This is a genomic window from Helicobacter trogontum, assembly GCF_000765905.2.
GTDB classification, from domain to species: Bacteria; Campylobacterota; Campylobacteria; order Campylobacterales; family Helicobacteraceae; genus Helicobacter_A; species Helicobacter_A trogontum.
The window spans coordinates 1-14,140 of sequence record NZ_JRPL02000012.1 but is presented as its reverse complement, the minus strand read 5'-3'; the positions used below and the strand labels follow the sequence as shown (position 1 = coordinate 14,140).

The window sequence follows — 14,140 nt, the reverse complement described above, 5'->3', positions numbered from 1 at the left end:
AAGGCAACACTCTAGAATCTAAACTATACTTAACTTAGATTTTTATTACAACTCATACTCTTATGACTCACGTTAATAAACTCAAAGCTTATTAAGCCAACAAAGAATGCAATAACCTAGATCTAACAATCACACACTAAGACTTACAGCCACAATGATGGACACCATATCAAATCTTTAAAACCTTACTGAAGGCTAACCATTAACCTTCGAACATGCCATCTACATCAGCAATGGCTTTGGAGCATGTCTAATCCTAAAAATACATACAACAGAACAGAGCCTATTGTTACTCCAAAGCAATAGCCTTATACAACCATTAGTATCTTGGTATCTCACATCAAATACTATTACATATCACCCTCCTCCATGCACATCTTCTCAAACTCTTGGTAGTATTTCCATGAAGAAAAAATCTCATTGCAATAAGTTTTAAAATACTCTGCTTCTGCTTTCATTAATTTTTGTAGATGTTCTCTATGAGTTTTATTTCCTTTTAAATGCAATAAAATGTCAGTTTCATTTATGAGTTCGCTTTTATTATCTTCTACACTTTTTTCCAACATGCTTATATATTCTGTAATATACGATTTTACTCTTAAAAAAGTATCACGTTCTTGAATTAACTTTGCAAATTCATCCCTATTAATCATAAAAACTATTTCCATGGAATCTATAATAATTCTTTTAGAAAACAGTTTCTGAGAAATATTGATTTTAGATTCTCGAAAAGGTAAATTTAGTGAAAGACGATAGGGCATAATAGCTATTGTGATTTGAATATCTGCGAGTCCTATTCTTAAGTAAATCGGTAGAACATATAGGCCACCACGAAACATATTTGCTCGTTGAATAAAGAGTTTTTTATCACTTGGTGACTTAGGAAAGAGAAAAATCTCATATAATCTTTGAAATGTTTTAAAAGCATTTTCTGCACTCAAATCATTAGTGCTAAGGATATAGAGATTGTTTATATAGGGTGTTGCATATGAAAAGAATTCATAAAATCCAGTATATGCATGGAGAATATGTGTGCTTAGCTGCTTTACATTTGGTAAACCGGTAGAATCTTTATAATAATATTGAAGTCTTGGAAATAACTCTTTTAGTGGCGTATCCAAGGTCAGATTCTTTATAAAAGATGTTATTGCATCCATCTTATTATTATCCAAGTGATTTAACCCCACTTTCAGTCTGCTTATCACATCACCTGCAATATAAATAAAATCGCGTTTTTGTATTAAGTGAATATACTTTGAATGTTCGATGTATCTATTATGGATGCATAAGATATTATAGCCCTGTGGTTTTGATAATAGCATATTAAAATCAAGCATATATTTTTCTTTTTCACGGTGCCAAAACGCTTCAAAGTTCACTCCACAATGCCCTAAAAATGACATAAAGGCTTCGCTGCCACTACCACCATTACTCACCCACACAAACTTATAATTGGTGGGAAGCGGTAGATTTAGCTCCCAAGCCATCTTTGCTCCAATTTCCTGGTAATCTATTGTTGTTGGATTAAGTAATGGCGGGTATGGATTTATTATAGCATCTAGTTCGGTATTATTTTGAGTTAGATGCGTGGAATATTTGACTGAATTGTGAGAATATACATTGATACAAATAGGGGGGGGGGGGGGGGGAAGCAACTATATTATCAGATTTATTGCTATTTTGCATAGAAACATTAGTAGCACCCATTATATTTTTACTTAGATTCTTGAAATTTTCAATCTTACCATACTGATTTTTAAATACGTCGGATTCTAGCCATTCAATATGTTTTTTGAGATTCTTCATAAAGAATAAAGGGCTGGTAGCAATAATGTTTTTATAGTTTTCTCCAAAATGCACATATGCTAGTTTAAAGGTTTTATATTGGGTCTTATTTAAAGCAAGTTTTGGGTAATGTTGCAAAATTGTGTTAATAATAAAACTATTGCGTATCATATACCACAAAAACGCAAAAATACCCATCTTTTTTATAAATTCTATTTTCTTAGATTGTCTTAATCCCATATAAACCCCTAAATAATTTCCTAATTATTTATTATATCATACAACTATAAAACATATTACACAAAACAAGTCAAACAACTACTATTCAGGCGTGATCTTTTGAATCCTATTATCCAATGTATTTGGAATCCATAAAGCCTGATTATCAAATAATAACTTTGCTGGAGCTTGCAAATCTTCATCAATATCAATCGCATAAACTTTAGCATGAGTGGAGACTTTATATAGCTTAGTTTCATTGTTATCGCCCTGATTAGCTACAATCATGCTACCATGAGCAGTCAATGCAAGACCGCATATTTTTTCGGCAAACTCATGGATAATTTTTACTTCTTTGCTTTCAAGCTCTATACGCAAAATACGTCCCTTTTTTTGCATGGAATCAAAGGTACTTACATAAAGAAACTTTTTATCTAATGCTATATTTTGTAATGTGCCTAATGCACTATCTATTGCAACAAAAGTATAATAACTTTTCTTCCTAAGATCCACAAGCAAAATTAACCCTGTGTCGCCGTCAGCAACGAGTAGAGAATTAGAATCTTTAATTGCAATATCATTAAGCATATTAGCACCACTGATTGGGAGATTTAATATCTGCTTTTTTGTTGCAAGGTTAAACCCCTTGAGCATATTCATATCTACAACATAAAGGATATTATCAAGTATTGCCATGCTTTTTGGAGCGTTGAGATTTGCTATGAACTGCGGGTCAATAATCCTTCCAGATCGATCAAGCTTACTGATAAAACCACTACCACTTTTCGTTAAATCGGGATTGTTTCCCATATTGCTCACAAATACACTAAGATTTGTCATAGCAACAGCTTGTGGCATAGCAAAACCATCAATATTTACGACGCGGTTACCTTGTGCTTGCAACAGCAGACAGCACAAGCAGAAAAACGCATATATTCTTTTCATAAAAAACCTTTGTATCGAATAGATACTACATTATAATCAAAAAAAATGAATTACACAAATTGCAAATTTTTTGACATAATATGACTTTATCTTGTAACACCTGCATTCTCGTATAGCAGAGTTTCAGATAGCAACTTCTCAAGATTCAATTCTTTGCCAAAAATCTTTTCATAAATGATAAAGTTTGCTAACACGCGCATGCCATAATACCTTGTCTCTTCAAGCGGAATAAGTTCCATACTAAGCCATGGCTCATATTCTCTATTTTTTAAAAATAACTCATTTTTCTTTAATGTCCTGCGTAAAAATCCTGGACCACCATTATACGCATAAGCAACAAATAGCGGATGTTTGTATTCTCTTTGCAATTGCTTTATAAAATGCCTACCCATTTCTAGTGAAGTCTTTGGATCAAACAAATCGTTATATCCTATATCAGTGCGTCCCATTTCTTTTGCAAATGGCTGCACATTGGCAGGCATAATTTGCATAATACCTAAGGCAAAAGATCGTGAAATAAGCGTTGGAATAAAATGACTCTCTTGCCTTGCAATCGAAAATACAAGACTTTGCTCTTCCTTTGAATTCCATTCCACCAAACCCTCATAAGGCGTAATATAATAATTTGTTGTATAATTATCAATTTTTTGCATTAGGTAAGCGAGTTGGGGCATAGTATCTTTATATGAGAAATATGGAATCACTTTTGCAAGTTTCATAGGATCATTGGTATGCAGCATGGTATTTGTGATATTTTGCCACACATAAGGATCTTTAAGGTCAAATGGCGGGTTGTCAAATGCAAGAGTTGGGAGTTTTGTGATAATGGCATACTTTGGTTGCTTACCTAATTTTTGTGCAGCATAGATACTAAAGATATTTGCGTGCTTACTTTGCAATAATGCTTCTAAATAGCGCTTATCTTTGCTGACAAGATACTGCCAAAACACTGCTCTATCAACGAAAAAAGCTGTATTGGATTTTTGTTTTGCACGTTTAAAATATGTCATAGCCTTGTCTTTTGAACCAAACCTCAATTCATTGATACCAAGTAGAAAAAGTGTGTTATGTGGAGCTTCAGCTATATCGCTTTCTAAAAGCATTTTCTTTGGGTTTGTTATATTGGAGTCCAACGCGATAGAGTTTAAAATAGAATAAAAACCTTGTGATTTATAAGCACTCAATCGGTTTAAATCATGATTTGGATTCTTACTTTTTATTACACTCTTTTCCTCAGCACTCAATGCATGATATACCATACTAAACACTATTGCATTATCACCAAAAAGGCTACTTGTGCGTTGTGGTGTGGCTAGAATCTTAATAGCTCTTGTGGTGTCTGGATATGTCTTGCTAAGACGTGAAATAACTGCATCTCTCTCCTTTTGCCCTAATGTTTTAAAAGCAGCTAAATGAGCACGAGTAGAGATTGCAAGACATGCATTATCTTCCTTTAGTGCAGCTTGTATTTGCATATTTTGACATGCAATATCCCGTGGCATTTTTTCTGTCTTGCCAAGACTTTTTAATGTTCTACGCAAATATGGATTCTTTGCGCTTAGGAGCTGATATGCTTCATTAATCTGTGTTGCATTAAGCTTATTTTCATCTAAATATTGCCAAATATAAAAATCACGCACAATACCTTTTGGCTTACCCTTAATATAGTAGTTAAAAAACTCTTGACCTTTGAGATGGCCACCCTTATGCGTTGGTGTGCTAGAATGAGCTATTATTTGCGTTTTTGTTTGCGTGGCAGCCTGTGTTATTTCATTGTTTACCCGTGTATTATTATCTGCCACATAACTTGCTTGATATACCTTATAAGCCTTTGTTTCCTGTTTGCCAAAGTCGATAATACTATCAGCATAACTTATGGAAAGTGTAAAAAAAAAGAGAGAGAAATACCGCATAAAAACCCTTTATTTTTTAAAAAACTAATGGAAGGCAAGCAAAAATCTAACAAGCGTCAAATTAATAAACTGCAAGACGAGAATGATTATCAAAGGTGCAAATTCTAAACCATTAAACTCTGTCTTAACAAACCGCTTTATAAATAAGTAGGCTGGATATGTTAATCGATTCAAAATATCCATGAGTTGGCTATGTGGATCAGCACGTGCAAGATGTAATATCGCACTGATAAAAATCACCCAACAATACAATGTAATAACCCATGAAAATATGTTCCCAATCGCATTTAATACTAATCCCATATTACTTCCTTACAATATAGCTTATAAATGGCTTTACAACCTGATAAAGTTTATCAAGCTCAACACCATGCTCCTGTCCACTCAAAATCATTCTTAAAGGTTTAAACAGAGATTTACCCTTGTATCCGCTCTGCTCTATTATGAAATCTTTCAGCTCATTATAATCATAGCTTAAAACCTTATCGATATTGTTTTGCAATATTGAGACAATGTTGTCAAACTCATTATGAAACTCTAAAAGTAGCTCTCGCTTGTTCTCTATTGGCAAAAATACAGAATCTATGTGTTCCCTTAATGCTATCTGGGTACTTACCTCATTTGCATAGAGAGCAATCAATCCATCAAAACTTTGCGGAGACTCTAATCTCATAGACTCTAAATGCGTAAAGAGTGGATAAAAACTGGTGATATCCTTCTCTCGCATAATATCTCTACTAATTTGCACTATCTTTTTATAATCAAATTGTGCAGGATTACTTGCAACTTTTTCAAGACAAAAATGCTCTATACAAGATTCTAAGCTAAAGCGTTCACCAATCTGACTTTCTAGCTTTGTATTGCCCAGCAAGATAAGATAGTTTGCAATAGCCCTTGCCTCTAAACCTTGAGATAGAAGCCATTGCACACTTGAGGCTTTATCTCTTTTAGACATTTTTTTGTGTTCTTCATTAAGAATGATAGGCAAATGTGCATATCTCACATTTTCGCCAAAACCTAGTGCCCTTTTAATAAGTATTTGCTTTGGTGTATTGCTAATATGATCTTCACCTCTTATAATATAGCTCATCTCTTTATCATCAATACTGCACGCAAAGTTATAAGTTGGAATCTCATTTCTCATAATCACAAAGCTATCAATCTCATTGGAATTAAATGAAATCTCACCCTTTATCGAATCTACAAAACTAACCGCTTCATTCGCCCTCAATCTTATAATTGGGCTTGTGCTTTTTTGTCCTTTTTCAAGTTCAGCCCACTCATCTTTATATCTAAATGCAATCTTTTGTGCCCTAGCCTCTTCTCTTTTTTCCTCCAAAAACTCTTTAGAGCAATAGCAATAAAATGCCTTATTCTCTTTTATTAACTTTAAAGCCATATCACGATGTAATGGAAAATTATCACTTTGATAGATTACAGATGAAAACTCCAAACCAAATGTCTGCAAAAGTGATAAAATCTCCTTGTCTTTTCCTGCTATATTACGCTCTAAATCTGTATCTTCAATCCTAATAATGAAAGGCTGCTTTAGCTTTTTTGCCATAATGTAGTTAAAAATAGCGGCACGTAAATTACCAATATGCATATCACCAGTTGGCGATGGGGCGAAACGAAGCATACTTTTCCTTGTTCAAATATATTTCTTTGATAGTGAAACGCATTGTATCTTGATTTTATAAAGTTAAATAAATGGAATAAAATTGTAGAACATAAAGTTTGAAATGCATATCAAGTTTTATATGTTTTTGCAATATGATAAAAAGCAACACACATTAGATATACCATAGAGGTTAAGAGTTGAAACTATACTTAAGAATTATTTTCAGCCAAACCAAACAAACACGTAGTTTTTTGCTATAATCATAGCTTTATTTTATGCAGCCAAGCAGACTGCAATGCAAGGAGACTACATGAAAACAAGAATAAAGCCAATGGCAAAAATAGTATTACTAGCAGGCTTGAGTATGCCTGTAGCATTATTGGCACATGGAGATACAATGCAAATGAGGACACAAAGTATAGGGCAACAAGGAAATATGGCAGTAAATATTTTGGGAAATTGGCGTGTAAGTCTTATTGAGATAGATGGTGCTTTCACTCGTGTACCAGAGCAGGCAGGAGACGTAACCTTACAAATCAATAATAATCAGATATCAGGTGTTTCTGGATGCAATAACTTTATGTCACCCTACACTTTTTCCACAAATAAACAACAAATCATCATCAGTGAAGGCGCAAGCACTAGAAGAATGTGCCAACCAGAAGAGGTTATGCGTTTTGAAGACTCTTTTTTACGTTTATTAAATGGTACATTTATGATCGAAAAGAATTTTGAGGGTATTACGCTTGTGCGTGATAATGTCAAAATTTATCTTGTAAAATAAGGCATAACCCTAGATTAAGTTGGCCTTGAAGGATTCAATACATACTGAATCCTGTGAGCATGCTTATAGCTTTTAGCAAAGCAAAAGCTATTGTTTAAACTTAGGCATGTTATATTCCAATGGATTTTGCAAGATATTTTGCAAGTTTTCTTTACGCTATATAAGGTTGCTGCCTATATCATCATCTATTACATATCTCTTTTATTACATATCTCTTTGCCACAACATCTTATTGGGATATGCTTTAAATAAAGTTGGTGACAATATAGAATAGATTTTTAGTTGTATACCTTAGTATAATCAGTGTGGTCATTGTATTCCTAACGCATTTTACTTAGTTCTTAACATGAAAATGGGGGGGCAGAGAAAGAAAGGTGTATTATATATAATATCTCGTAGATTCTAAACCTTAACGTCTTTGTATCAAATTATGATACAAACTCATATTGTTTAGAATCTCATCCTGCTAAAACAGATAAAGAGCATTTGCAACAATTCTCTTTGCAATAAGCTTTGAACTACATGTAAGACATTAATCGCAAGGCTACATTACTAGGCTTATATTTATTTGGGTTATAATTATTTTTTAGATAATATAAGAATAGAGTGATGTTTTACTGCACTCTTTTTGACATTTTTTTGCAATTGCATTACAACGTCATTTTATAAAAATTATCTCTTGCAATACAATCACAAAGCTACAGAAGTTTAAAAATAAGAATGAAAAGCCAAAGGGCTTAGAGTAAGGGCATGTATGAATTTTTATAATTATGGTTTGTTTGGACTATTTCTTGTTTGTTTTATATCAAGTTCTCTTTGGCCACTTGGATCTGAAGCTTTTGTGATTGGCTTTATCGCATTTGACTTCAATCCATACCTTGTGTTGATTGTCGCTAGTATTGGTAATATACTTGGTAGCTTAAGCACCTATTATCTCGCATATTTTGGAGGAGATTCAGCGGTGCGTAAGTTCTTCCCAAAAGCTTACAAAAAGATAGAATCTTATCGACCCTATGTGCAAAAATATGGCTGTTTTTACGCATTTTTTGCATTTTTACCATTTATTGGAGATGTTTTAGTTTTATTGCTTGGTTTATATAGATATAACCAGATGGCAACATGGCTTTTTATAGCTCTTGGAAAAATAAGTCGTTATACGCTCTTAATATATCTTTATATGAGGTGGGGTATTACATAAGCAACATGCAGGACATAATTTGAAGTGGTTACATAGATTAAATTCTAAATTCATATAAGTTATTTCATACATAAAATAAAGTTGTTATAAAGATTCATGCCTATGAAAACTCTAGCACAATAAACTAGAAAAACCAATATAGCTCAAAAACTGAAGTTATAATTATAATACTATTTTGTACCTATGTTGTTATAAAAAATAAACGTAATTATCTAGAAAATATGGCAAAATATCTTTTGTATTTTTAAATCTTAAGTAAGGAAGGATATGCAAGCAGGCATTATTGGTTTGGGACTAATTGGTGGATCATTAGGGTTGGCTCTGCGTGAGACAAAGATGTTTAAACGCATTCTAGGACATGATAATAATGCCTTACATGAACAACAAGCTTTATCTTTAGGACTTGTTGATGAATGTGCAAGTAAAGATGAGATTTCACAATGCGATGTTATTTTTATTGCAGTACCGCTTGACTTTGTAGCACCAATGGTAAATGATTTTAGAGAACTTACTCCAACACAAACAATTATTGATCTGGGTAGCACAAAACATGCAATACATAAGCTTATTGATTCTAATGTGCGTAAAAATTATGTTGGTGCACACCCTATGAGTGGCACGGAGCATAGTGGTCCCAAGGCAGCACAAAAAGATCTTTTTAAAAATAAAATTCTAATACTTACAGATATAGATAAAAGCGGTGCTTTTCAGATTGCCTTTGCAAAAGAGATTTTTGTCAATCTTGGTATGCAAATTATTAAAATGGATTCTGCAGATCACGATAAGCATATCGCCTATATCTCACATTTACCACATATTTTGAGTTTTGCACTTGCAAACACGGTGTTAGCACAAGAAAAACCAGAAAACATTCTTGCCTTGATTGGTGGTGGATTCCGTAGCATGTCACGTCTCGCAAATAGTTCTCCAGTCACTTGGAAAGATATTTTTAAACATAACAAAGAACATCTATTGCATTCACTTACAGACTTTGAAAAGCATTTTGTTGAAGCAAAAGAATATGTAACAAAAGAAGAATGGGATAAACTTATATTATGGATGAAAAAAGCAAATGAATTGCATAACTTTTTGTAATCAACACTCTATCATTCATGATTTAAAAAAGGAAAAATTAACTCCACTCAATCAAACCAAAAAGGACAAGTTAATCTTATAAAAATAATTTTGGTTATACTACTTTCACAAGATTTCTTGTTTTACAAATAAGTTTTACAATAAAGGATAATTTTGGATATAGCATTTTTTGACTTTGATGGCACTATAACACGAGGAGATTCTTTTAGGTTGTTTTTGCGCTTTGTGTTAGGAAAAAGATTCTATATAAAAATGTTAGAGAATCTACCGACATTGGTGGGCTACAAACTCGGCCTCATAGATAATAGTAGAGCTAAAGAAAATGTGCTTAAATCATGTTTCAAGGGAATGGACCAAGAAGTGCTTAATAATTATTGTGCCAAATTCACAGAAATTTTAGAATCTTTTTGCAAAGATTCCGCATTGCAAAAAATGCGTTGGCATAAAGAGAATAATCATGTTATCGTGCTTGTATCTGCTAGTTTTGAGGAATATTTGCGTCCATTATGTCAGCACTGGAATATTAATTTGCTTGGCACCACTATGGAGGTGAAAGAAGGAAGGTTGACAGGTAATTTTTTACAACCAAATTGCTATGGACCAGAAAAAGAGAGACGCATCAAAGAACAATATGACCTTACGCAATATGAAAGAATTTATGTCTATGGCGATACAAAAGGAGACAAAGAAATGCTATCTCTAGCAAGTCCAAGCCTTGCATTCTTTCGTGTGTTTCATTAAATAAGGATAAAAATGCGTATCTCCAATCAAACATGTATACCATTTAGAGAAGTTATGCAAGATTGGCTTTATAATCCCAAAGATGGTTATTACACACAAAATCATGTAGGAAAATCAGGAGATTTTTACACCTCCGTGAGTGTATCGAAATTTTTTGGCGGTGCAATTAGTCGCTATATTCTAAAAATGCTTGATGAAAGTAGGCTTTCTTTGCCACTTTATATTGTGGAGATTGGGAGTAATAATGGTGATTTAATCGCAGATATCGCTGAATTTATAAAGGCATTTAGCGATGTTGTTTTTACACAAAGTAACTTTTGTGTGATAGAACCGCTAGATTTGTTACATACACAACAAAATGCAACTTTTCAAACAAGAATTGCAATGAGATTTGATAAACAATTACAAATCTATAACAATATACAAGAGTTAAAGGATTTACAGCCAAACAATATATTTTTTATCTCAAATGAATTATTTGATAGTATGCCTTGTGATATTTTATATAATGACAAAATGCTCTATTTTGATGATCAAAGATTTGTATGGAAAGAGCCAGCAAATGAAATTTGTGCTTTTAGAGAAAAATATAGCATAAAAAGTGCTGAAATCTCTTTGATATGGGAATCTTTCATACAAGATCTCTCTAGCTTGACGTGCAAATGGATTTTTCTTACATTTGATTATGGAGATTTTTTTGCTCGTGAATTAAACATAAGAATGTATATGCAGCATAAGGTTTATAATCTATATGAGGAATGGCAAAATGATCGACTAACCTACTTTATAGGAAAAAGTGATATTACCTATGACGTAGATTTCAGTCTGTTATCAAAGATATTTAAGAGCAACAATATTGAGCTATTATGTAATGTAACGCAGTCGAAATTTTTGGTTGAATTTTGCGAGATTCTTGATATCTTTGAAGGTTTTTCCGCACATTTTAACTCAATCCAACTTAGCAAACAAAAAGCAAGTTTGCAGGGCTTAATCACCCCAAATGCTATGGGTGAACGTTTTAAAGCATTATGTGTATGTAATGTCTAGCATTCTTGTAATTTTAGAATAGAGTTTACGATCTCTTTATGTGTATTTTAAATTTCTTAATATGACAATAATATGTTGTCCATCAATTAAAAGCATATAAAAACAGCTTTCATGATCATATTAACAAGCAAGTAAATTCGATGTGTAATTAGCTATTCTTCATGATAAAAGAGCGGAAAAATTACTTTCATCAATTATGCAAATATTAAATATTCAATAAGTGATAGCCTAGAATCCCACAAGAAATTCATCAACACATCAAAAATTTCAATCCCCATATCTCTAAAAAATAGCACATTATTTAATAAAAGAAGGATTCTTTTATGCAGGACTTGCTTTTTACTCTGCAGGTAATGATGAAATACCTAAAGACAATATGGGAAGCACAAAAGATTTTATTGAAAGAAAAATATTTCAAAAAATTATTTAGAAGAAGAGCTCATCTATCATAAAAACTAAATAGGGTTGTGCTAGTGATTGATACGCAACTTTTTGACATAACCTAAAGAAGATTCCAAAGTTTATAGTAAAGCTATTAAAAGAGAAAAAGATTATATAGAAGCTAAGAACAAGATAAGTAAAAACCACTAAAGAAAAGAGGGGTGATAGAAAAAATTACAAACGAGTGGATATAAAGCAACTCATATAAACATAAAAGACACCACAAGTAATAACTCTAAAGATATAGATAATGATAATAGACTAGAGTGTGGTTATACAAGCTTATAAGTTTAAATAGAGATTATGTGATAGAATGTGATATGAGAGATATGGCAAAATGACAAAAGATAGTAAAAAAGAAAAATCATATAAAAGATATAAAAAATACAAATATCACAGAAATAAATAATAGACATATCTCTACTTCATATATAAGGTAAAGTTTAAGGCTTTTAGCGGGTATAAGGATAGGATTATATGAGCTTTTAATAATTTGCTTGATTTAATTGCATGAAATTTAAAAACAGATACACAAGCAATCTATAAGCCCTAAAAAGTTAAGCTATAATTAAAACAATCAAGTATGATTAAGTTCTAAAAAACTTTAGGTTTAGCATTCTGTAAGTTACAAAAAAAAGGATATGTATGTTAAAGGCAATGTTGCATGTAATAGTACCATCACTTTTGTTTATGGGTTGCACACAAACTTTACCAGAGTGTAAGAGCGATGAGGATAAGCAAAGAGGTTGTGCAGCAAGAGAATATCATAAGAATGGGCGACTTGAAAGAGAAACTCCATATAAAGATAACAAAAGGAATGGTGTCGAGAGAGGCTATTATGAAAATGGGCGACTTGGAAGAGAAATCCCATATAAAGATGGCAAAGTAGAGGGGGTTGAAAAGCTGTATGATGAAAATGGAGTGCTTAGACGTGAAACTCCATATAAAGACAATAAAAGAGAGGGTGTTGCAAAATGGTATTATAAAAAAAAGCAGCTTATTGGGGAAACTCCATATAAAGATGACAAAAGAGATGGTGTCTGGAAAATATATTATGGGAATGGGCAGCTTGAAAAAGAAACTCCATATAAAGATGGTGGGGTAAATGGTGTTGAAAAGCTGTATTATGAGAATGGACAGCTTAAAGGTGAAACCCAATATAAAAATAATAAAAGAGATGGTGTTGAAAAGTGGTACTACAGAAGCGGACAGCTTCAATATGAAACCTCTTATAACGATGATAGAATGGAAGGTATGTGGAAGGAGTATTATAAAAGTGGACAGCTTGAAAAAGAAGCCCTATATAAAGATGACAAAAGGAATGGTGTCGAGAAGGGCTATCATGAAAATGGGCGACTTAAAAGTGAGGCCCCATATAAAGGTGATAAAAGAGAAGGTGTTGAAAAGCTGTATGATGAAAATGGAGTGCTTAAAAGAGAAACTCCATATAAAGATGACAAAAGAGATGGTGTTGAAAAGCTGTATGATGAAAATGGAGTGCTTAAAAGAGAAACTCCATATAAAGATGACAAAAGAGATGGTGTCGAGAAAGGCTATCATGAAAATGGCCAACTTATTTGGGAAACTCCATATAAAGATGACAAAGTAGAGGGGGTTACAAAATGGTATGATGAAAATGGAGTGCTTGAATGATAATGGCAGGTTTATTATCATTTAGTTAAGATAGATTGGCGATAGGAGAATAAAGAAGAATATGTGTGATATGTGTCATCATAATATCAACATGAATAAAGCACAATGAATGGGCTTCCTGCAAAATTTTTAAATCTGATCACATCGCATTGTTACTAGAATTCAATCTTTTTAACTCTAGTATCATAGGTTATACAAGTAGTGCTTGAGTAATGAGTGATAAAGGTTTTCCTATTATTTGCACTCCTAAAGAAAATACTTTTAAGATAAATGCTCCAGCTCTTAGTAATGCTAATGAGCAAAATAAAGAAGTATTACTTGCAACAATAAAACTTATCAAATCAAAGTTAAGACTGTATTAGAGGATACATATATTTCAAAGAGATAATTTGCCTGTATATAAAATAAAGTTTAATAACAACTTTATAGAATCTCACAATGACACTCCATTAGATTTACTTATAATTAATATAGCTAAAGATACAAAAAAGTTAAGTGATATAAACAAACTCAATAATGCACTACAAACACACCCTCTCCCGCCACACTATAAACTTTGTAAATCGTTATGAATAGTCCATCATATCCTAAATACTTTGAGTGGATTCTCTGCTACAATATTTAGAGATTTGGGCAAATGAGATAAAACTACAAATCTAAGAAAGTTTGAAATGACTTTTAATATATCATCGCCTTTC

General features: G+C 32.5%; 14 protein-coding genes. 8 read left to right on the top strand and 6 right to left on the bottom strand.

All coding sequences use genetic code 11. The features are described from left to right. Positions 1-350: 350 nt before the first annotated feature. The 6 genes from LS81_RS06075 to gltX form a co-directional block, all read right to left on the bottom strand. Positions 351-1,487, bottom strand: a complete 1,137-nt coding sequence (locus LS81_RS06075) for a DUF2972 domain-containing protein (protein ID WP_034346678.1) — start codon at positions 1,485-1,487, stop codon at positions 351-353. An 82-nt stretch (positions 1,488-1,569) separates the two neighbouring features. Beyond that, complete coding sequence (locus LS81_RS06070; RefSeq protein WP_138069877.1) at positions 1,570-2,025, bottom strand: hypothetical protein; 456 nt, start codon at positions 2,023-2,025, stop codon at positions 1,570-1,572. Positions 2,026-2,106: 81 nt separating this feature from the next. Continuing rightward, positions 2,107-2,949, bottom strand: a complete 843-nt coding sequence (locus tag LS81_RS06065) for an NHL repeat-containing protein (protein ID WP_034345173.1) — start codon at positions 2,947-2,949, stop codon at positions 2,107-2,109. A gap of 86 nt (positions 2,950-3,035) precedes the next feature. Then, complete coding sequence (locus LS81_RS06060) at positions 3,036-4,862, bottom strand: lytic transglycosylase domain-containing protein (protein ID WP_034345175.1); 1,827 nt, start codon at positions 4,860-4,862, stop codon at positions 3,036-3,038. A gap of 24 nt (positions 4,863-4,886) precedes the next feature. Continuing rightward, positions 4,887-5,165, bottom strand: a complete 279-nt coding sequence (locus tag LS81_RS06055) for a YggT family protein (RefSeq protein ID WP_034321894.1) — start codon at positions 5,163-5,165, stop codon at positions 4,887-4,889. 1 nt (position 5,166) lies between these two features. After that, positions 5,167-6,501, bottom strand: coding sequence for a glutamate--tRNA ligase (gene gltX / locus LS81_RS06050; protein ID WP_034345177.1), 1,335 nt, complete (start codon positions 6,499-6,501; stop codon positions 5,167-5,169). A gap of 292 nt (positions 6,502-6,793) precedes the next feature. Between gltX and LS81_RS06045 the strand changes: the two genes are divergently transcribed. From LS81_RS06045 to LS81_RS06015, 8 genes are all read left to right on the top strand, one after another. Further along, positions 6,794-7,267, top strand: a complete 474-nt coding sequence (locus tag LS81_RS06045; RefSeq protein WP_034345180.1) for an META domain-containing protein — start codon at positions 6,794-6,796, stop codon at positions 7,265-7,267. A 754-nt stretch (positions 7,268-8,021) separates the two neighbouring features. Beyond that, on the top strand, positions 8,022-8,465 hold the full coding sequence (locus LS81_RS06040; protein WP_034345182.1) for a YqaA family protein: 444 nt from the start codon (positions 8,022-8,024) through the stop codon (positions 8,463-8,465). 267 nt (positions 8,466-8,732) lie between these two features. Continuing rightward, entirely contained in the window at positions 8,733-9,560 is an 828-nt protein-coding gene (locus tag LS81_RS06035) for a prephenate dehydrogenase (protein ID WP_034321906.1), read from the top strand. A 153-nt stretch (positions 9,561-9,713) separates the two neighbouring features. After that, on the top strand, positions 9,714-10,301 hold the full coding sequence (locus tag LS81_RS06030; protein WP_034321909.1) for an HAD-IB family hydrolase: 588 nt from the start codon (positions 9,714-9,716) through the stop codon (positions 10,299-10,301). A 12-nt stretch (positions 10,302-10,313) separates the two neighbouring features. Continuing rightward, complete coding sequence (locus LS81_RS06025; protein ID WP_034345185.1) at positions 10,314-11,348, top strand: SAM-dependent methyltransferase; 1,035 nt, start codon at positions 10,314-10,316, stop codon at positions 11,346-11,348. Between the two features lie 1,086 nt (positions 11,349-12,434). Then, on the top strand, positions 12,435-13,442 hold the full coding sequence (locus LS81_RS06020) for a toxin-antitoxin system YwqK family antitoxin (RefSeq protein ID WP_104696542.1): 1,008 nt from the start codon (positions 12,435-12,437) through the stop codon (positions 13,440-13,442). A gap of 212 nt (positions 13,443-13,654) precedes the next feature. After that, complete coding sequence (locus tag LS81_RS11265; protein ID WP_161976746.1) at positions 13,655-13,804, top strand: hypothetical protein; 150 nt, start codon at positions 13,655-13,657, stop codon at positions 13,802-13,804. 27 nt (positions 13,805-13,831) lie between these two features. After that, complete coding sequence (locus LS81_RS06015; protein WP_034347994.1) at positions 13,832-14,014, top strand: hypothetical protein; 183 nt, start codon at positions 13,832-13,834, stop codon at positions 14,012-14,014. Positions 14,015-14,140: the final 126 nt, after the last annotated feature.